The following is a 19854-nucleotide window of genomic DNA, read 5'->3' as shown; positions in this document are numbered from 1 at the left end:
GTGAAAGCTGTGGGCCCCCGACCAGCCGAATCGGTGGTCGGGAGCCCGCTCCCGTGCTTTCTTGTGGGGCGCTGTTACGCGGTGAAGCGGGGGAACGCGGTGCGACCGGCGTAGACCGCGGCCTCGCCGAGTTCTTCTTCGATGCGCAGCAGCTGGTTGTACTTGGCGACGCGCTCGCTGCGCGCCGGCGCACCGGTCTTGATCTGGCCGGCATCCGTTGCGACGGCGAGGTCAGCGATGAAGGTGTCCTCGGTCTCGCCAGAGCGGTGCGAGATGATCGCCGTGTAACCGGCGCGCTGGGCGAGGGAGACGGCATCCATCGTCTCGGTCAGGGTACCGATCTGGTTGACCTTGACCAGAATGGAGTTCGCTGCCTTGAGCGTAAGGCCCTTGGCCAGACGCACCGGGTTGGTGACGAACAGGTCGTCTCCGACGATCTGCACCTTGTCGCCGAGCGATGCGGTGAGGTGCACGTAGCCGTCCCAGTCGTCTTCTTCGAGCGGGTCCTCGAGGGAGACGAGCGGGTAGTCGGTGACAAGCTCGGCGTAGTACGCGCTCATCTCTTCGGCCGAGAGCTTCTTGCCCTCGAAGTTGTAGCTGCCGTCCTTGAAGAACTCGCTCGCGGCCACGTCGAGCGCGAGGGCGATGTCCTTGCCGGGAACGTAGCCGGCGTTTTCGATGGCTTCGACGATGAGGTCGAGCGCAGCACGGTTGCTCGGCAGGTTGGGAGCGAAGCCGCCCTCGTCGCCGAGGCCGGTGGACAGTCCCTTGGACTGCAGCAGCGCCTTGAGCGAGTGGTAGGTCTCAACACCCCAGCGCAGGGCCTCGCTGAACGACTCTGCTCCGAGCGGGACGATCATGAATTCCTGGATGTCGACATCGTTGTCGGCGTGCGAGCCGCCGTTGATGATGTTCATGAGCGGCACGGGCAGGGTGTGCGCGTTCGGGCCACCGAGGTAGCGGAACAGCGGCAGCCCGGCCGAGCTCGCTGCGGCCTTGGCCACGGCCAGGCTCACGCCGAGGATGGCGTTGGCGCCGAGACGCTCCTTGTTGTCGGTACCGTCGGCTTCGATAAGCACGAGGTCGACAATGCGCTGGTCGGTCGCGTCGATGTCTTCGACCGCGGGGCCGAGGTCGTCGATGACGGCTTCGACGGCTTTGAGCACGCCCTTGCCCTGGTAGCGGGCCTTGTCGCCGTCGCGCAGCTCGTAGGCCTCGAACACGCCGGTGGACGCTCCGGACGGCACGGCAGCACGGCTGACTGTTCCGTCGCCGAGCAGAACTTCGACCTCGATGGTCGGGTTGCCACGAGAGTCGAGAATTTCGCGTGCGTCTACTGCCTCAATTAGGGCCACAACTGTCTCCTGATTTGTCGGGGTGAACGTCTGGGTGGACGCTCGGATGTGTCGCGGATTCAGTCTAACCAAACCCGTCAGCCGATCCGCTGAACTGCAGGGGCCGGCCGGTCCGCTCAGACGCCGAGCGGTTTGAAGTCGAGATCGTCGCTGGTCACGGTGTCAGCGGTCACAAACGCGAAGCGTCCGTAGCCGGCCTCGCCGGCCCGATCGAGCAGGGCCTTGAGGTTCTTGGTGCGGCGTTCCAGCCGCACCCGCAGCCCTGCGGCAACGAGGTCGCGCTTGAGGGCGACCAGACTCACCGGGTCGGCGTCCTTCTCGTGCACCAACACAACCGCGTGAAGAGCGGATGCGGCATCCGCTTGCAGCAGGTCGACGATGCGTTCAAAGCCGATCGAGAACCCGCAAGCTGGCACGTCGGTGCCGAGGAACCGACCGATCATGCCGTCGTACCGGCCGCCACCGCCGAGGGAATAGCCAAGCGACGGGTGTGAGATTTCGAAGATGGTGCCGGTGTAGTAGCCCATGCCGCGCACCAGGGTGGGGTCGAACTCGAGGTCGACGCCGGGGAGTGCAGCGCGAAGGGCTTCGAGGTCGGCGAAGGCCGCCGGGTCGAGCCAGTCCGGCGCACCTGCCCCGAGGGCCCAGCCGCCGGTACCGAGCTCGGTGAGCAGCGTGGCCAGGTCGGGCGCGTCGATGCCGAGGGCTTGCAGTTCGGCGGAGACGCCGTCGACACCGATCTTGTCGAGCTTGTCGATCACGATCAGCGCCCGCTCGGTCAGCTCGGCCGCGACTTTCCAGTGGGCGAGCAGCGCGGAGAGGATGCGCCGGTCATTGATTCGAATGCAGAAGCCGGTGAGGCCGAGCTTTTCCAGCGTTGCGGCCGTCGCGGTGATCAATTCGATCTCGGCGAGCTGGCCGGCTTCGCCGATGATGTCGATGTCGCACTGCATGAACTGGCGGTAACGCCCCTTTTGCGGGCGTTCGGCTCGCCAGACCGGAGCGATCTGAATCGACCGGAACACGGTGGGCAGCGCGGCACGGTGGGTGGCATAGAACCGGGCGAGCGGAACCGTCAGGTCGAAGCGCAGGCCGAGGTCGGCCAGGGACGCGAGGTCGTTTTGCTCGGCCGCGGCGGCAACATCCGCTGGGCTGAGACCGCGCTTGAGCACCGCGAAAGCGATCTTCTCGTTGTCGCCGCCCAGGCCCGAGTGCAGGCGGGCGGCGTCTTCCATGACCGGAGTTTCGATCTCATCGAAACCGTGAGCACGAAAACTGTCGCGGATAATGCCGAGCGAACGCTCACGCACGGCCTTGTCGGCGGGGAGAAAATCGCGCATACCGCGCGGTGGGGTCACTGCAATAGCCATGGGGCAATTCTCTCAGGTGCCGTCGATGCGTTTCACCGCCCAGCCCCGAACGGGAGCCCCCCTAGACTCGGGGGAAACAACTGGGGGTGGTGGCTATGTCAGCGACGACGATTTTCGGCTCGGAGGGGATCGTGCCGAGCGGCATCGCGGTGACCGGGGTGAGCCGGGCATTCGGCAGCGTGTTCGCGCTGCTCGATGCGACCCTCACGGTACCGGCCGGGTCGGTCACGGCACTGATCGGGCCGAACGGCTCGGGCAAGACCACGCTGCTGCTCATGCTCGCCACGCTGCTCACACCCGATGCGGGCAGCATTCGCATCAACGGTCACGACCCGGTCACCGAACCGGAGCGCGTGCGCGCCCTGATGGGCTGGATGCCAGACACCCTCGGCTCCTGGCCGAGCCTCTCCGCCCGCGCGGCCCTGCAGACCACCGGGCGCATGTACCGCATGACCCGCGAGCAGGCCGCCGTGCGCGCCGACGAGTTGATCCTTCTGACCGACCTCACGGACTTCGCCGACCGACCCTCGCGGGTGTTGTCGCGGGGCCAGAAGCAACGACTGAGCCTGGCCAGGGCGCTCGTGCACTCCCCCGGCGTACTGCTGCTCGACGAGCCGGCCTCCGGCCTCGACCCGGCAGCCCGCGCCGCGCTGCGCCAGCTGCTGAGACGCTTGGCCGGTGAGGGCGCCGCCATCCTCGTGTCCAGTCACGTTCTCGCCGAGCTCGACGAGATGGCGGATGCCGCGGTGTACCTGTCCGACGGCCGCACAGCGAGCCCGGAGCAGGTGGCCGCGGCCGGCGCGAGCGCCAGGGCCTGGCGCATCCGCTCACTCGATGAAGCAGCCTTGGAACGTGCGCTGGCAACCCCCGGTGTGGTCGGTGCGCTCGTGCAGGTTCTCGGCGTTGACCAGCTCGGAACCCTCGTGCAGGTCGAGAACGAAGCCTCGGCCGCGGCCCTGCTGCACAACCTCGTGCTGAGCGGGGTTCCGGTCTGCGATTTCGGCCCGGCCGTCGGCAACCTCGAACACACCTTTCTCGACCTCACCCGGGAGAGACCGGCACGACACAGTTCGATCGTCGTCAACCCGGAGGTAACCCCATGAACAAGCGCGTGTTCCTGACCGGACTCTGGCTGATCGTCACCCTGGAACTGCGCCAACGGGTGCGCGGCGTCTCCTGGTACGTACTGCTCGGCATCTTCATGCTGCTCGTGGGGATCGTCACTTTTCTGCTCTGGCTGGCCACCTCCGCCTGGCTGTCCGGCGGTGGCGGCGTGTTCTCGACCATCATCTTCTTCGTGCTGCTGCTCGGCACGTTGGTCTCGCCGGCGCTGTCTGGCAATGCGATCAACGGCGATCGGGATGCCGGCACCCTCGCCACCACGCAGGTCACGCTGATCAGCACGGGGCAGCTCGTGCTCGGCAAGTTTCTGGCCGCCTGGATCACAGCGCTCGCCTTTCTCGCGGCGACACTACCGTTTCTCATCTTCGCGGTCGTTCTCGGCGAGGTCTCCCTCGGCACGATCAGCGTCTCCGTACTCGTGCTCGCCGCCGAGCTCGGGGTCATCGCTGCGGTCGGCGTTGGGCTGTCGGGCATCCTGACCCGGCCGCTGTTCTCGATCGTGCTGACCTATCTCGTGGTCGCGGCACTCAGCCTCGGCACGCTTATCGCCTTCGCGCTGCTCGGTACCGCCACGCAGCAGGACGCGACGAGTGTGAACTACCAGGTGGTGTCGTCGACCTACGACGAGCAAACCGGCAAGCAGTCCGACATCGTCTGCTCCACCGCGCAGACCTCGACCTACCCGGTGCCGCGGTTCGACTACTACTGGTGGATTCTCGCGGCGAACCCCTACGTTGTCGTAGCGGATGCCGCGCCCGGCAGCTTCGATGAGAACGGCTCCCCGACCGACCTGTTCGGGCAGATCGCCGTCGGCGTTCGCGGAGCCCAGACCGCGCCGGAGTTGTATACCGAGTACAACGGATGCGACGAGGCTGCCAACGGCTCCGTCCAGGCCTACGGGCAGGGACCGACCGCACAGGAGACCTACGACGGCGCGGTGCCGAGCTGGTTCATCGGCCTCACCATTCATCTGCTGCTCGGCGCGGGCGCCCTGACCTGGGCTTGGCGTCGCACTCGCACCCCCGCGACGCACCTCCCCACCGGAAGTCGTATCGCCTAGATGTCAGGAAGGGAAGGCGATGATTCCGGCGTCGAAGGCGTCGTCATCGACCGCGTTGCCTGAAGCTGTGGGGGCTTCCGCTCCGCGGATCTCCACCTGCAGATCGCGCACGGCGGCGCGCAGGGCACGCTCCGCGTCGAGGCCCTGAGAGCGAGCCGACGCCACAATGGCCAACAGCAGCGGCCCGAGGTCGGCCTCGGACTCGATCGGAAGAGGGAAGCCCTCGTCAGCATCGAGCAGGCCGATCTTCTCGGCCCGACCGAGCACCTTGTCGGCGAGCGCCAGCGCCGGCATGCCGGTCGGAATACCGTCGAGCACACTCGTGCGCCCCGGCTTCTCCTCGGCCTTGAAACGGTCCCAGGCGGCCGAGACCTCCTCCGCCGTCTCCAGCGTGACATCACCGAACACGTGCGGGTGCCGCCCGACCATCTTCTCGGTCAGCCGGGCAGCGACTGCCTGAATATCGAAGTCCTCCTCGGGCGTGTGCGCGGCCAGGTCGGCGTGAAAGAGCACCTGGTAGAGCACATCACCGAGTTCTTCGAGCAGATCGTCACGACTGCCGACCTCGATCGCCTCGATCAGTTCATGGGTCTCCTCGACCAGGTGGCGCACGAGCGAGGCGTGCGTCTGGTCGGCGTCCCACGGGCATCCGCCGGGAGCGCGCAGCCGCGCGACGGTCGCGATGAGCGTGTCGAGCGAGCTCGTCGGCACCTCGTGCTTCGGTGCGGGGGCGGAGGAAAACAGCGGGTTCGTCATGGTCAGCACTCCTGGATCGTCGTTTCAATCGTAGGCGGGCCTGCTGCCAGAGGGTCGCTCAGGTACGTCGTGTATTCTGGTGCACGGTGAGCCGGGAAGTCTGGTCGGCAGTTGCTTGTGCGCGCTCGAAACACCAGAGGAATTCTTATGACCGAACCATCCAATCTGCCCACGCCCCCGAAATCTGCACCGTCAACCGCGATCATTCTGCGCCGCGGCAGCCACAACGAGTTTGTGCGCATCTCCGGTATCCTGCGCGAAGAAACCGTCGGCGGAGCCATTCTGCTCGCCGCCACCGTGGCCGCGCTCATCATGGCCAACTCCGGATTCTCCGACGCCTACTATGCCTTTCGCGACTACAAGATCGGCTACGCACCGTGGCACCTCGAGCTGAGCCTCGGCGCCTGGGCGGCTGACGGATTCCTCGCGATCTTCTTCTTCCTCGCCGGGCTCGAGCTCAAACGCGAATTCGTTGCGGGTGACTTGCGCAGCGTCAACCGCGCCATCGTGCCGGTGGCCGCCGCCGTGGGTGGAGTAATCATCCCCGCGGTCATCTACGTGCTGATCAACCTCGAAACCGGAGCTGAGACGCTGCGCGGCTGGGCGATCCCTACCGCGACCGACATCGCCTTCGCTCTCGCCGTGCTCGCCGTGATCGGCTCAAAGCTCCCGCCGGCCCTGCGCATCTTTCTGCTGACCCTCGCCGTGGTCGACGACCTGCTCGCCATCGCGATCATCGCCTTCTTCTACACGACCGACATGAATGTTCCGCTGCTGCTGCTCGCGATCGTGCCGCTGGCCCTGTTCTGGGTGTTGACCCACAAGTTCTCCTACTTCTTCGGAACGCGGGCTTGGGCGGCGTGGACGCTGCTTCTGCCTCTCGGTTTCATCGTCTGGGCGCTCGTGCACGGTTCCGGCGTGCACGCGACCGTAGCCGGGGTGCTGCTGGGCTTCGCCGTGCCGGTACTGCGCAGCAAGCGTGGCGGTGGGCCCGACGCCGGGCCCGGCCTGGCCGAAACTTTGGAACATCGCATTCGCCCGCTCTCCAGCGGATTCGCGATTCCCGTATTCGCCTTCTTCTCGGCCGGCGTCACCCTTGGCGGCGCAGCCGGCCTGTATCAGGCGATCACCGACCCGGTTGCGATCGGCATCGTCGTCGCTCTCGTCGTCGGCAAGCCGATCGGTGTGCTGCTGGCAACTTTCATCGTCACCAAAACCACCAAGGCCACGCTCGACCCCGACCTGGCCTGGATCGACGTCATCGGCGTCTCCCTGCTGGCCGGCGTCGGTTTCACCGTCTCCCTACTGATCAGCGAACTGGCCTTCGGCCAGGGCAGCCCGCACGACGACCACGCCAAGGTCGCCATTCTGGTCGGTTCGCTCCTGGCCGCCTTGCTGTCCACGGCTATCCTGCGTTCGCGTAACCGCCACTACGGGCGGATCGCCGAGAAGGAAGCCATCGACAGCGACAACGATGGCATTCCGGATGTCTACCAGTCGGAAGAAGCCCGATAGCGCCCGACACGTTCCGTTGCCGAGCACCACTCGAGTCGGCCGCGCGGGACCTGCGCCAGTGCGCGGGGGTTCCGGTAGCGGGCATCCGTTCGGCCGTGTCGCAGTGCGCCGGAGGTACGCCAGTGCGCGGGAGATCCGGCACTGATACGGGTCCGACCGAGCACGCTGCGCGGGACCTGCGCCAGTGCGCGGGAGTTCCGGTCTGGCCAGAACTGCCGCGCCACGCGAGGCGCTGGACCTGCGCCAGTGCGTGGGAGGTGTGCCTCGCGCGCACCGGCGCAACACCCGCGCACCGCGGAGAAGCCCCTGAAGTCAGGCCGGCCCCGCAACTGCCGGCACGGGCGGCGGAAAGATCGCGGCGAGCAGCGTCTTCGTCCACTCGATCAGGGCGTTGTCATCGAGCGGCTCGCCGTTCGGCCGCGGCATCGGCACGCTGAGCGCCCCCGTGGCCGACACGTAACGCGAGCCGGGATACATCCGCTGTAATCGCACCTGGATCGAGTCGGCCAGGTCGGCCGGTGCCACACGCAGGTTCGACCCCATGGCGACGACCTCGCTGAGGTTGGCCTGCTGGGCCTGCCAGCGCAGCCGGGACACGGCCACGAGGTTCTGCACCGGCACGGGCGGCTCACCATATCGGTCGGTGAGTTCGTCGAGCACGAGGTCGATCTGGTCGTCGGTCGCGGTGGGCGAGCTTGCGCTGGAAAGCTTCTGATAGGCCTCGAGGCGCAACCGCTCACTGTCGACGAAGTCGTGCGGAATATGCGCGTCCACCGGCAGCTCCAGCCGCAGCTCGGTCTGCCCCTCGGCCACATCGCCGCGGAACGTCGACACGGCCTCACCGATCATGCGCAGGTACAGGTCGAAGCCGACCCCCGCGATGTGGCCGGCCTGCTCCCCGCCAAGCAGATTGCCGGCACCGCGAATCTCGAGGTCTTTCAAGGCCACCTGCATGCCGGCGCCGAGCTCGTTGTTTGCCGCAATGGTGGCGAGCCGGTCGTGCGCGGTCTCCGACAGTGGCTTGTTCTCGTCGTAGAGAAAGTAGGCGTAGGCCCGTTCGCGCCCGCGACCGACCCGACCGCGCAGCTGGTGCAGCTGGCTCAGCCCGAACTTGTCGGCGCGGTCGATGATGATGGTGTTGGCGTTGTTGATGTCGAGGCCGGTCTCAATGATCGTGGTGCAGACCAGGATGTCGAACTTGCGCTCCCAGAAGTCACCGACCACCTGTTCGAGCTGTGCCTCTGGCAGCTGTCCGTGTGCCACCGCGATGCGTGCCTCCGGCACGAGTTCGGCAATCTGCGCGGCGATGCGGTTGATGCTGGTCACCCGGTTGTGCACGAAGAAGATCTGGCCCTCGCGCAGCAGCTCACGACGGATGGCCGCGGCCACCTGCCGCTGCGAATACGGCCCCACAAACGTCAAAATGGGGTGCCGGTCTTCGGGCGGAGTCGCCAGGGTCGACATCTCGCGGATGCCGGTGACCGCCATTTCCAGGGACCGCGGGATGGGCGTCGCGCTCATCGCAAGAATGTCAACGTTGGTCTTGAGCTTCTTCAGGGCGTCCTTGTGCTCGACGCCGAAGCGCTGCTCCTCGTCGATGATGACCAGGCCGAGGTCTTTGAATATGATCGACGGCGACAGCAGCCGGTGCGTTCCGATGACGACGTCGACGGTGCCGTCGAGCATGCCGGCGATCGTCTCGCGCGACTCCTTGTCGGTCTGAAACCGCGACAGGGCCCGCAGGTGAATGGGGAATCCGGCGAAGCGTTCCTTGAAGGTTTCCATGTGCTGGCTGACCAGCAGGGTGGTCGGCACGAGCATGGCCACCTGCTTGCCGTCCTGCACGGCCTTGAACGCTGCGCGAATAGCAACCTCGGTCTTGCCGAAACCGACGTCGCCGCTGAGCAGTCGGTCCATCGGGATAGGCCGTTCCATATCGGCCTTGACCTCGTCGATCGTGGTGAGCTGGTCGGGCGTCTCCACGAACGGAAAGGCTTCTTCGAGCTCGCGCTGCCACGGGGTGTCCGGCCCGAACGCGTGCCCCTTGCTGGCCATGCGCGCCGAATAGAGCTTGACGAGTTCGACGGCGATGTCCCGCACCGCCTTACGTGCCTTGGTCTTGGCACTGGACCAGTCGCTGCCGCCCATTTTGCTCAGGGTCGGCGCTTCACCGCCGACGTAGCGCGTGACCAAGTCGAGTTGGTCGGTCGGCACATAGAGCCGGTCGCCGGCGTGCCCGCGCTTCGATGGCGCGTATTCCAGCACGAGGTATTCCCGAGTGGTCTTGACCGGGTTGCGGCCACCACTGGACACCTCACGTTGGGTCAGTTCGAGAAAACGGCCGATACCGTGCGTCTGGTGCACCACGTGGTCGCCAGCCACCAGCTGCAGCGGGTCGACGACATTCTTGCGGCGACTGGCGAGCTTCTTGATCTGACGCGCGTCATATCCGACCGTGCGACCGTAGAACTCGCTCTCGCTGATCAGCGCGAGCTTGCTCTGCGGCAGTTCGAAACCGTGATCGACGGATGCTTTCAGCAGGTAGGCGATACCCGGTTCCGGCTCCAGCGGCCACACGTCCACGACGCGCACCGGCAGTTCACGCTCCGCGAGCACCTGCGCGGCTCGTTCCACGAGGCCGGTGCCCTGGGCGACGATGCCGACGACCCAACCGTCGTGCAGCCGGCTTGCCACGTGCCCGACGGCGCCGTCGACGCTGCCGGCGAAGGTAGGGACGGCATCCGCTTCGATGCGAATGGTGAGCAGTTCGTCCATCTCAAGGTGTTCGGGCAAGACGGGCGCATCGGTCGGCGCTGCCTGAAAAGTGCTCAGGGTCCACCAGCTGTGACCGGTGGCGGGCGCCCCCGGCGCCGAGTACTTCACGCTGTCGCGCAGGCGCCCGAGGGTGAGAAAATCACCGGATTCGAGGTCGATCGGGGCGTCGGCACCGGCCGTGGCGGCGCTCCACGCTGCACCGAGGAATTCGCGGTTGGTTTCGGCGAGGCTGATGGCCCGGCTCGCGACCCGTTCCGGCGAGATCACGGCGACGGCGGCGTTGGTCGGCAGGTAGTGGGTGACCGGCACCAGCCGGTCGACCAGGGCGGGAGCGAGGCTTTCCATGCCCTCGACCGGGATTCCCTCGGCGATCTTGGCCAGCAGTCCGGCCAGGCTCGGAAACTCGTGCTGCATTTCACGGGCACGCTGCCGCACAGCGGGGCTCAGCAGCAGTTCCCGGCTCGGCGGCAGGCTGACCGACTCGACCGGCTCGGGCAGTGAACGCTGGTCGGCAACACTGAACAGGCGAATCTGCTCGACCTCGTCGCCGAAGAACTCCACCCGGTACGGGTGCGAGGCGACCGGCGGGAATACGTCGAGGATGCCGCCGCGCACAGCGAACTCGCCACGCCGGGTGACCATGTCGACCCGGGCGTAGGCAACGTTGACCAGTTGCAGCACGATCGCCGCGAGGTCGTGCCCGCGCCCGCCGACCGTGAGCTCGATCGGTTCGTAGTCGGTGAGGTTGTCGGCGACCGGCTGCAACGCGGCCCGCACCGAGGCGACGACGATAAGCGGATACCGCTCGCTCGCGTCTTGCGCCTGCCACTCGCGCATGCGGCGGAGCGCGTGCAGGCGCTTGCCGACGATCTCGGCGCTCGGACTGAGCCGTTCGTGCGGCAGGGTTTCCCAGGCCGGAAAGTCAATGATTTCAGCGCTCGTGGCGAAGCAGCCGAGGTTCTCGCGCAGCGCCTCGGATTCGCGGCCGGTCGCGGTGATGACGAACAGGGCCTGGGCATCGTCCCGGCGCAGGTCGAGCAGCGCGGCCAGCAACGGGGCACGCAGGCCCTCGGTTAGAGAGAAATCAGCGTCCCGGCTGGCATAGGCGAGGGCGTTATCGAACGTGGAGGCGCGCGCGAGCACTGCGATTAAGCCCTGAAGGATCACTGAACGAGTCTACGCAGCCTAGGAGGGCGAGTGAAACTTCTGCTGCGCGGCCACGACGCCGTCGGAGGCGATCAGTTCGACCGCGTCGGCGGCATCCGCTATGAGGTTGGGCAGAATGCTGCGCTCGGCAGCGACAAAGTCGTGCAGCACGAAATCGGCCGGGTTCTGGCGACCGGGCGGGCGACCGATGCCCATGCGAATGCGAATGAATTCGTTGGTTCCGGTGGCGGCGATGATGTCGCGCAGGCCGTTGTGACCGCCGTGACCCCCGCCGACCTTGATCTTGAGCTTGTCAAAGGGCAGGTCCAGGTCGTCGTGCACGACGATGAGCCGGGAGACGGGCAGCGAATAGAAGCGCAGCAGGGCGGCGACCGGGCTGCCGGAGACGTTCATGAACGTGGTGGGCTTGGCCAGCACCAGTTTGGGGCCACCCGGTGAGAGGCGTCCCTCGGCGACGAGGGCGGCCGTTTTGTGACGCTTGAAGTTCGACGTGAGACGATCGGCGAGCTGCGCCGTCACCATCTGGCCGACGTTGTGCCGATTTCCGGCGTAGTCGGGCCCGGGGTTGCCGAGCCCGACTACGAGCCACAGGTTCGTATCCAGGGGATTCCTCCGTGTAAGCGGGCGAAAGCCCAGACGGAACCAGTTGATGATAAGTGCTACGCGGCGGGAGGCGTAGCGGCCGGGGTGCCGGCCGTGATGACCTCGGTCTCGGCCTCTTCTTCGTCTTCGCCACGCGGGGTGTGGATGTACGCGACGAGAGCGTCTTCATCGGAGATGAGCACGGCGCCGGTGGGCAGCGGAACGTCCTTGGCGTGAATCTGGGCGCCGTCTTCGAGGCCTTCGATCGACACGGTGACGTTCTCGGGGATGTCGGTGGCTTCAACCTCGAGCAACAGGGTCTTGGTGTCGAAGTCGGCGATCGTGCCGGCGAAGGACTCGCCGGACATGTGCACCTGAACTTCAACCTGAACCTTTTCACCCTTGCGCACGACGACGAGGTCGATGTGCTCGATGATGGCCTTCACCGGGTCCTTCTGCACGTCCTTGACCAGCACGAGCTGCTTGGCGCCTTCAATGTCGAGCTCGAGGAGCATGTTGGCGCGACGCAGCAGCAGGGCGATGCGGTGGGCGGGCAGCGACACGTGCACCGGATCGGTGCCGTGGCCGTAGATGACGGCCGGGATCTTGCCGAGTACGCGCAGCTTGCGGGCCGCACCCTTGCCGAAGTTCGTGCGGAGGTCTGCCTCGACGGCGGTAACTTCTCTAGCCATGGTATTTCTCCTTGCGGGGCCTAAGCCCAGATCGTGGTTCACGGGCCGAAGCCCGAAAAAGAGGGGTACTGATTCAACTCGAACGCATGTCAGCGTGAGGAAAAGCCCAAGGCCTCGTCCGCCGCGTCGATAACGGATGCCGCCGGCCCAGAATGCAGGCACGACACTATCCCTCGCCGAAGTTCGTTTCAATCCTACACAGTTCGAGCCACCCCTGCAGCCCGGGCGTGTCGTCGGCTTGCCTTACCAGTCGTGAACGGTGCCGTCGGCCAGACGATTGAAGGGCAGGTACGCCGTCTGGTACGGGTATTTGCCGGCCTCGTCCACGTTCAGTTGAACGCCCAGGCCGGGCTTGTTACCGGGGTGCAGGTAGCCGTCGGAAAAGCTGAAGGACTGTTCGAAAACGCTGTTGGTGGCGTCGCCGTGTTGCATGTACTCCTGGATTCCAAAGTTGTGAATGGCCAGGTCGAGGTGCAGCGCCGCCGCCATGCCCACCGGGGAGATGTCGGTCGGGCCGTGAATGCCGGACTTGATCTGGTACTGGGCGGCGTAGTCGAGAATCTTCTTCAGGGGCGAAATACCACCGGTGTGGGTGACCGCCGACCGCACGTAGTCGATGAGCTGGTCCTTGATCAGGGTTTGGTAGTCCCAGACCGTGTTGAAGACCTCACCGATCGCGAGCGGGGTGGTGGTATGCGAGCGCACCAGCCGCAGGGCATCCTGGTTTTCGGCCGGGGTGCAGTCTTCGAGCCAGAACAGATCGTACGGTTCAAGCGACTTACCGAGTCTCGCGGCCTGGATCGGCGTCATCCGGTGATGACCGTCGTGCAGCAGGGGCAGTTCGGCGCCGAACTCGCCGCGAACCCCCTCGAACACGGTCGGCAGGTGCCGCAGGTAGGCGCGGGTGTCCCAGTCTTCCTCCGCAGGCCTGGCCGCACGCTGGGCCGGTTCGTAGTCGTAGCGTTTGCCGCTGGTCTGGGTTTGCGCGGCAACGCCGTAGATGGCTTTCAGGCCGGGGATGGCAGTCTGCACCCGGATGGCCCGGTAGCCGAGCGCCTGGTGCTTGCGGATGGAATCGAACAGTTCGGGCAGGTCGCGCCCCGATGCGTGACCGTAGGCGAGAATTTTGTCCCGGCTGGCTCCCCCGAGCAGCTGGTACAGCGGCATCCCGGCGGCCTGCGCTTTGAGATCCCAGAGCGCCACGTCAACGGCGGCAATCGCGGCCATGGTGACCGGGCCCCGGCGCCAGTAGGCGCTGCGATAGAGAAACTGCCAGGTGTCTTCGATGCGGTGGGCGTCGGCGCCGAGCAACAGCGGCACGACATGCTCCTGCAGGTAGGCCACCACGGCCAGTTCGCGGCCGTTCAAGGTGGCGTCACCGAGCCCGACGAGCCCGTCGTCGGTGGTGAGGCGCAGGGTCACGAAATTGCGATCCGGGCTGGTGACGATGACTTCTGCTCTGTCGATCTTCATGGTTCTCCTTGGTCGTGCGTGTCATCAGAAGGGGGCTCGGCAGGGTGATGGCCGTCACCACTCCGCCAGTGCGCCGTCCGCGTGCCGCCAGATCGGCGACCGCCACGTGTGCCCGCGCGAGTCGGCGGCCCGTACTGCGGCCTCGTCAATCTCGATGCCGAGACCGGGGCCGGTCAACAGTTCAATGTTTCCGTTGACGAATTTCAATGGCTCCTTGTCGAGCACGTAATCGAGAACTTCGGCGCCCTGGTTGTAATGGATGCCGATGCTCTGCTCCTGAATCAGGTAGTTGGGAGTGGCGAAGCCCACCTGCAGGCAGGCGGCGAGCGCGATCGGGCCAAGCGGGCAGTGCGGGGCCAGCTGTACGTCGTACACCTCGGCCATCGCCGCGATGCGGCGTACTTCGGAGATTCCGCCGGCATGGGAGAGGTCGGGCTGCGCCACGGCGATGCCAGCCTCGAACACAGGCAGAAAATCCTGCCGGGTGTAGAGCCGCTCCCCGGTCGCGATCGGAATCGAGGTGGCCTGGGCCAGCTGACCAATCAGGTGGGAATTCTCCGGCACGACCGGTTCTTCAATGAAGAACGGCCGCAGGGGTTCGAGCAACGGGGCGATCCGGCGGGTATTGGCGAGCGTGAACCGACCGTGAAAGTCCACGGCCACATCACGGTCGGGGCCGAGCACGGCCCGCGCTGCGGCGACCCGTTCGAGCACACCGTCGATTTCAGCGACCGTGCCGACTCGGCTCATGATGCCGGAGGCGTTCATCTTGACGGCGGTCAGCCCCACGGCCATCTGCGCCGCGATCGCGTCGGCGATGCCGCTCGGGTCGTCGCCGCCGACCCAGCCGTACATGCGGATGCGATCGCGCACCGCGCCGCCGAGCAGCTGGTAGACCGGTACCCCGAGCGACTTGCCCTTGAGGTCCCACAGAGCCTGGTCGATGCCGGAGACAGCGCTGCCGAACACCGGTCCACCGCGGTAGAAACCGCTCTTGGTCAATACCTGCCAGTGGTCTTCAATGCGGTCGGGGTCGGCGCCGATGAGATATTCCGCGAACTGTTCGACGACCGCGCGCACGGCATCCGAATGCCCTTCCAGGCTGGCTTCGCCCCAGCCGACGACGCCATCGCTGGTTTCAAGCCGCACGAATAGCCAACGGGGTGCCACGAGAAAAGTTTCCACTCGTTCAATGTGTGACACGGGCAGCCTCACCGCTTTCTGTTTCGGCGGCGAGAGCCGCAAGGATCCGTTCGACGATGGTGCCGGGCGGTTCGACGATGTCCACGGTTACGCCGCGTTCATCGTCTGTGCGTACCTCGAGCGTGTCGAACTGCGATTGCAGCAGCGCGGGAGGCATGAATTCGTGGGTGCGTGCGCGTAGCCGGGCTGCGATCAGGTCGATCGACCCTTCCGGATCAACCACGAACAGGTCAACGGCGTGATCGCGCAGCAGGTCGCGGTAACTGCGTTTGAGGGCCGAGCAGGCGATGACGATGCCGTTCGGGTAGTCCCCGGCCAGGCAGCGCCCCACCTCATGCAGCCACGGCAGCCGGTGTTCATCCTGCAGCGCGTTTCCGGCGGCCATGGTGGCCTTGTTCGCGACGGGGTGCAGGGTATCGCCGTCGAGGAACCGGGCGCCGAGGCGCTCGGCCAGAAATTCACCGATGGTCGATTTGCCAGAGCCCTGCACCCCCATGACGACGATCGGCGGGAGGCCCACCCTCAGCCCTTGGTCGCACCGGCGGTGAGGCCGGACACGATGTACTTCTGGGTGAACAGCGCGATGACCATGATCGGAACGGTGACCACGACGGCTGCCGCCATCAGGCTTCCCCAGTCGATGCTGGCATACGAGACGAAGTTGAAGATCGCCACCGGCAGGGTCTTGGTATTCGCGCCGGAGAGCACCAGCGCGAACATGAAATTGTTCCACGAAAAGATAAAGGAGAGGATGCCGGCTGTCGCGAGTCCCGGAACCGACAGCGGCAGGGTGATCCGTAGGAACGCGCCGATGTGGGTGAGGCCGTCCACCTGCGCCTGCTCCTCCAGTTCGAGCGGAGTCGAGTCGAAGTAGCTGATCATGATGTACACGATGAGCGGCAGGGCGACGAACATGTGCGAGAGAATCAGCACGCCGAAGCCGCCGACCATGCGCATGTTGGCGAAGATGAAGTACCACGGCACGAGCAGGCTGACGCCCGGAATGATGCGTGCCATGAGGACGACCAGCGCGGAGCGGTGCATTGCGAAACGACTCATCGCGTAGGCGGCCGGAACTCCGATGAGCAGGGAGAAGACGGTGGACAACAGCGCCACCCAGAAACTATTGAAGATGAATCCGAAATAGTTATTGCGGCTGAGCACGTTGTCGTAGTTGTCGAGCGTCGGCGTGAAGAACAGGGTCTTGCTGGCGTCGTAGATGTCGACATTGGTCTTGAGTGACGCGACGAACATCCAGACCAGCGGAGCGACGAACAGCAGCACCGTGAGGGTGAGGGCGACGACCCGAAAGATTTTGTACGCTCGCGGTTTGCGGCGCCGCGGTGCAATCGCGACCGGGCGCGGAGTCTGGGTGACAGGACGGGCTGGCAGGGTCGTTGTCATGACCGGTTCGCCTTTCTGCGGTAGGTGAGTACCCACATGATCGCGATGATGAGCAGGAAGAACAGGATCAGCACGGTGGACGCGATCCCGTAGTCGTTGTAGTCGAAGCTCAGGCCGAAGGCATAGATGTTCAGCGTCTCGACTTCGTGGAATGACCCGCCGCCCTTGCCCTTGGTGGCATAGAGGATGTCGAAGGTCTTGAGGGCGTCGATTCCGCGCAGCACGATGGTCACGATGACGGTGGCCCGCAGGAGTGGCAGAGTGACGAACCAGAATCGCTGCCAGGCGTTGGCGCCGTCAATGCGCGCAGCTTCGTCGGGTTCGTCGGAGAGTGAGGTGAGGCCGGCGAGCAGCATCAGTACGACCATCGGTGTCCACTGCCAGATATCGACGAACATGAGCGTCGGCAGGGCGGTGTACTGGCCGGACAGCCAGGGCTGGGCCGGAATACCGATCCAGCTGAGCACCTGGTTGGCGAAGCCGATGTTCGGGTCGAAGATGAGGCGCCACATCATGCCGACGGCGACCGGGGTGGCGACCAGGGGCAGCAGGATCGCGACGCGAACCCATTTCTCGCCGCGGAACGGGCGCCAGAGCAGCAGGGCGATGCACATGCCGAGGACAAGCTCAATGGCCAGCGCTCCGCCGGTGAAGACGAACGTGCGCATCACGGCGGGCCAGAAGCGATCCGTGTCGGTGAGCACCTCGACGTAGTTGCTGAATCCGACCAGGTTGGATGCTGCGCGCACCGAGCCCTCGGAGTCCGTCACGCTGAGGTACAGCGTCCAGCCCAGCGGCACCGCGATGAGCAGCCCGACGAAGATCATCGCTGGGGAGGCGAAGAGCCACTTGCGATGACGGTTTGCCCAGGTGGAATAGTTCTTCCACATTGAGGGCTTGGTGGTGACCATTGTGGTCATCGTTCACCTCACACTTGGTATTGCACGTTCAGAAAGAAGGGGGTGGCGGGGCGGACGACCGCGTTCGGGCATCCGCCCCGCCTCAGTGGTGCGGGTTATTCGTCGTCGAGGATTCCCTGGAACGCCTCGCTCGCGGCATCCGCTGCTGCGTCGGAGTCGCCGCCGGTGATGGCGATGACGATGGGGTCTCCTACGATCTCGCGTGCTTCGGGCACCTTGATGACGAGGGGGCGGTCATGACCGACACCGTTCTTGGTGCTCGTGGCGATCGCGGCGGCGAGGTCGGCCGGGTAAGTCGACGTGCCCTCCGGGTCTTCCCAGACCGACTGGCGCGCACCGGGAACGCCGTCCTGCTGCACCTCCAGGGTCAGGTCCGCGCTGGTGGCCCATTCGATAAACGACCAGGCTTCATCCGTGTAGGCCGATTCAGCGTTGACGCCGAGTGCCCAGGACGGCACGTTGTAGGCGGCCGATCCGCCAGGACCGGCCGGCATCGGTGCGAAGCCGACGGTGTCGGAGACCTTGGAGGTCTCGGGGTCGGTCGCGTTCTTGTAGAGGCTGTCGGCCTCGGTGTACAGTCCGGCCTGGCCCTGGGTGAAGATGGCCATGGCCTCAGGCCAGCTCATGTCGGTGCTGACATTCTCCGGACCGTAGTCGCGGATCAGTCCGCCGTAGAACGCGTAGGCTTCCTTGGCCTCAGGGCTGGCGATAGCTGAGTTGCCGTCTTCGTCGATGAAGTCACCGCCGAAGCTGTAGAGGAAGCTGGAGAACTGGGTGACGGCGGCGGACTTGCCGGTACGGGCGACGAAGCCGGCCACGCCGGGGTTTTGTTCCTTGATTGCCTTGGCCGCGGCTTCGAGCTCGTCCATCGTGGTCGGCACCTCGAGTCCGGCCTTGGCGAGGAGGTCCTTGCGGTAGTAGAGCACTTCCTGCTCGGTGATGATCGGCACGCCAACGACGTTGCCGTCGTAGGTGGTCGACTCGACCGGCCCGGACTGGAAGTCGCTCCAGTTCCAGTCGGCGTTCGACTCGACGTTGTCAGTCAGGTCGGCCAGATAGCCGTTCTTCGCGAACAGCTTGCCTTCTTGGAGCGGGCGATACATCATGACGTCGATCTCATCGGTGCCCGCATTGAGCTTCACGTTGTACTGATCGGAGAGCTGGTCTTCGCCGTACTGGCTGAGCTCGACGGTGAGGCCGGTGGCTGCCTCGAACTCGGGCAGTTTGCTCTTGATCGTGTCGGTCCACACGTGGTTGGCGAGGGTCACTCGAAGAGTCTTCGAGCCCCCGTCATCACCGGCACCGGCACTGCACGCGGTAAGTGTGCCCGCCGCGAAGAATGTCGCTGCGACGATGGCCGCAACGCGAACAACTGAATGACGCTTCACTGTGTCTCCATTCGAAAGAACCGGCGCTTTGAGCCACGGTTCCCAACAGAATGCATCTTTACATCTGTCTCGAGAGAAAACGTTACCGAATAAAGCATACTTATTCAAGTTTATTGCCGGAACGATATGATCAACCGCATGACGCACAATCTGACGACCGGGCCGGGCGCCGACCCGCTCGTCGACTTGCCCCAGAACCTTGACGACGGAACCCCCTCGACCAGCCTGCACGCGCGCGTCGTCGATCTGCTGGGCCTGGCCATCTGCGCCGGTGAACTTGCCAGCAAGTCGGTCTTCCGCATCGAAGAGCTCGAGGAACGATACGGTGTCTCCCGATCGGTGGTGCGCGAAGCCATCCGCGTGCTCGCCTCCATGGGTATGCTCGCTTCTCGCCGTCGCGTCGGCGTGCAGATTCTGCCAGCCTCCGAGTGGAACCTGTATGACCCACAGGTCATCCGCTGGAGGCTCGCGTCGCCGGCCCGCATCGCCCAATTGCGTTCCCTGACCGAGCTGCGCACCGCCATTGAACCGCAGGCCGCCCGGCTCGCCGCCATCCGCGCTCCCCTGGCGGATGCCAGCGAGCTAATGGGGCTGGCCGGCAAGCTGTGGGCCGCCGGCCAGGCCGACGATCCCGAGGCCTTCCTCGTGCTCGACATCGAGTTTCACCGTCTTGTGCTGGCCAGTTCGGGCAACGAAATGTTCGCCAAACTCAACACCCTGGTGGCCGAGGTGCTGACCGGGCGCACGAACTACGGACTGATGCCGCGGCATCCGCACAACGAAGCACTGCAACTGCACGTCGATGTGGCCAGCGCGATTCAGCGCGGCAACCCGGAGGCAGCCCACGAAGCCATGCTCGGCATCATGGAACGCGCCTTCAACGAGATGAGTTCCATCTGGGACGGCAAGCCCACGAAATAGGACCAGCATTGCGCAATGCTGTCCCCCGATTGCGGGACCATTCAGGCCTGTGCGCTAAACTCGTGGGTGGTCTGTTCAGTACAGCCCCAAAGGAGAAAACGTGTCAGAGTCCGGTTCAGCACAGGCAAACATTGGTGTCGTGGGTCTGGCG

General features: G+C 65.4%; 16 protein-coding genes. 4 read left to right on the top strand and 12 right to left on the bottom strand.

The annotated features are described in order from the left end of the window. Positions 1 to 74: 74 nt before the first annotated feature. Positions 75 to 1355, bottom strand: coding sequence for a phosphopyruvate hydratase (gene eno / locus E3T35_RS17280; protein WP_104130191.1), 1281 nt, complete (start codon positions 1353 to 1355; stop codon positions 75 to 77). Positions 1356 to 1471: 116 nt separating this feature from the next. Next, positions 1472 to 2725, bottom strand: coding sequence for a histidine--tRNA ligase (gene hisS / locus E3T35_RS17275; protein ID WP_134380273.1), 1254 nt, complete (start codon positions 2723 to 2725; stop codon positions 1472 to 1474). Positions 2726 to 2820: 95 nt separating this feature from the next. On the opposite strand from hisS, the gene E3T35_RS17270 reads away from it, so the two are divergent. Together E3T35_RS17270 and E3T35_RS17265 are read left to right on the top strand one after the other, a co-directional pair. Beyond that, positions 2821 to 3828, top strand: a complete 1008-nt coding sequence (locus E3T35_RS17270; protein WP_174776432.1) for an ABC transporter ATP-binding protein — start codon at positions 2821 to 2823, stop codon at positions 3826 to 3828. Then, positions 3825 to 4907, top strand: coding sequence for an ABC transporter permease (locus E3T35_RS17265; protein WP_174776433.1), 1083 nt, complete (start codon positions 3825 to 3827; stop codon positions 4905 to 4907). The genes E3T35_RS17270 and E3T35_RS17265 overlap by 4 nt, the downstream gene beginning before the upstream one ends. Positions 4908 to 4910: 3 nt before the next feature. On the opposite strand, the gene E3T35_RS17260 is transcribed toward E3T35_RS17265, so the two are convergent. Then, positions 4911 to 5663: a MazG family protein gene (locus E3T35_RS17260; protein WP_134380271.1), complete on the bottom strand. Its 753-nt coding sequence runs from the start codon at positions 5661 to 5663 to the stop codon at positions 4911 to 4913. A 147-nt stretch (positions 5664 to 5810) separates the two neighbouring features. Between E3T35_RS17260 and nhaA the strand changes: the two genes are divergently transcribed. Continuing rightward, entirely contained in the window at positions 5811 to 7178 is a 1368-nt protein-coding gene (nhaA, locus tag E3T35_RS17255; RefSeq protein ID WP_134380269.1) for a Na+/H+ antiporter NhaA, read from the top strand. Between the two features lie 312 nt (positions 7179 to 7490). Here the strand turns inward: nhaA and mfd are convergent, their stop codons facing one another. The 9 genes from mfd to E3T35_RS17210 form a co-directional block, all read right to left on the bottom strand. Beyond that, a complete protein-coding gene (gene mfd / locus E3T35_RS17250; RefSeq protein WP_134380267.1) occupies positions 7491 to 11120 on the bottom strand; it encodes a transcription-repair coupling factor in 3630 nt (1209 codons plus the stop codon). An 18-nt stretch (positions 11121 to 11138) separates the two neighbouring features. Further along, a complete protein-coding gene (gene pth / locus E3T35_RS17245; protein ID WP_134380265.1) occupies positions 11139 to 11723 on the bottom strand; it encodes an aminoacyl-tRNA hydrolase in 585 nt (194 codons plus the stop codon). 56 nt (positions 11724 to 11779) lie between these two features. Further along, entirely contained in the window at positions 11780 to 12394 is a 615-nt protein-coding gene (locus E3T35_RS17240) for a 50S ribosomal protein L25/general stress protein Ctc (RefSeq protein WP_134346355.1), read from the bottom strand. Positions 12395 to 12637: 243 nt separating this feature from the next. After that, complete coding sequence (manD, locus tag E3T35_RS17235; RefSeq protein WP_134380263.1) at positions 12638 to 13867, bottom strand: D-mannonate dehydratase ManD; 1230 nt, start codon at positions 13865 to 13867, stop codon at positions 12638 to 12640. Between the two features lie 54 nt (positions 13868 to 13921). Continuing rightward, a complete protein-coding gene (dgoD, locus tag E3T35_RS17230; protein ID WP_134380261.1) occupies positions 13922 to 15070 on the bottom strand; it encodes a galactonate dehydratase in 1149 nt (382 codons plus the stop codon). Further along, positions 15057 to 15590, bottom strand: coding sequence for a gluconokinase (locus E3T35_RS17225; RefSeq protein WP_241988895.1), 534 nt, complete (start codon positions 15588 to 15590; stop codon positions 15057 to 15059). The genes dgoD and E3T35_RS17225 overlap by 14 nt, the downstream gene beginning before the upstream one ends. A 2-nt stretch (positions 15591 to 15592) precedes the next feature. Then, complete coding sequence (locus tag E3T35_RS17220; protein ID WP_092340648.1) at positions 15593 to 16474, bottom strand: carbohydrate ABC transporter permease; 882 nt, start codon at positions 16472 to 16474, stop codon at positions 15593 to 15595. After that, entirely contained in the window at positions 16471 to 17394 is a 924-nt protein-coding gene (locus E3T35_RS17215; RefSeq protein ID WP_233197388.1) for a carbohydrate ABC transporter permease, read from the bottom strand. Before E3T35_RS17215 ends, E3T35_RS17220 begins: the two co-directional genes overlap by 4 nt. A 95-nt stretch (positions 17395 to 17489) precedes the next feature. Beyond that, entirely contained in the window at positions 17490 to 18782 is a 1293-nt protein-coding gene (locus E3T35_RS17210) for a sugar ABC transporter substrate-binding protein (RefSeq protein WP_134346358.1), read from the bottom strand. A gap of 138 nt (positions 18783 to 18920) precedes the next feature. Here E3T35_RS17210 and E3T35_RS17205 point away from each other — a divergent pair, with 138 nt between their 5' ends. Further along, positions 18921 to 19703, top strand: a complete 783-nt coding sequence (locus tag E3T35_RS17205; protein ID WP_134346359.1) for a FadR/GntR family transcriptional regulator — start codon at positions 18921 to 18923, stop codon at positions 19701 to 19703. Positions 19704 to 19854 lie beyond the last annotated feature (151 nt).

Origin of the sequence: Cryobacterium sp. TMT1-2-2 (assembly GCF_004403505.1) — a bacterium.
GTDB classification, from domain to species: domain Bacteria; phylum Actinomycetota; class Actinomycetes; order Actinomycetales; family Microbacteriaceae; genus Cryobacterium; species Cryobacterium flavum.
The sequence above is the reverse complement of the archived record's forward strand: the minus strand, read 5'-3'. Positions and strand labels throughout refer to the sequence as shown.

Coding starts and splice junctions, on each gene's coding strand:
- hisS (WP_134380273.1), bottom strand. CDS start 2,725: ATGGCTATTGCAGTGACCCCACCGCGCGGTATGCGCGATTTTCTCCCC.
- E3T35_RS17270 (WP_174776432.1), top strand. CDS start 2,821: ATGTCAGCGACGACGATTTTCGGCTCGGAGGGGATCGTGCCGAGCGGC.
- E3T35_RS17265 (WP_174776433.1), top strand. CDS start 3,825: ATGAACAAGCGCGTGTTCCTGACCGGACTCTGGCTGATCGTCACCCTG.
- E3T35_RS17260 (WP_134380271.1), bottom strand. CDS start 5,663: ATGACGAACCCGCTGTTTTCCTCCGCCCCCGCACCGAAGCACGAGGTG.
- nhaA (WP_134380269.1), top strand. CDS start 5,811: ATGACCGAACCATCCAATCTGCCCACGCCCCCGAAATCTGCACCGTCA.
- E3T35_RS17240 (WP_134346355.1), bottom strand. CDS start 12,394: ATGGCTAGAGAAGTTACCGCCGTCGAGGCAGACCTCCGCACGAACTTC.
- manD (WP_134380263.1), bottom strand. CDS start 13,867: ATGAAGATCGACAGAGCAGAAGTCATCGTCACCAGCCCGGATCGCAAT.
- E3T35_RS17220 (WP_092340648.1), bottom strand. CDS start 16,474: ATGACAACGACCCTGCCAGCCCGTCCTGTCACCCAGACTCCGCGCCCG.
- E3T35_RS17215 (WP_233197388.1), bottom strand. CDS start 17,394: ATGACCACAATGGTCACCACCAAGCCCTCAATGTGGAAGAACTATTCC.
- E3T35_RS17205 (WP_134346359.1), top strand. CDS start 18,921: ATGACGCACAATCTGACGACCGGGCCGGGCGCCGACCCGCTCGTCGAC.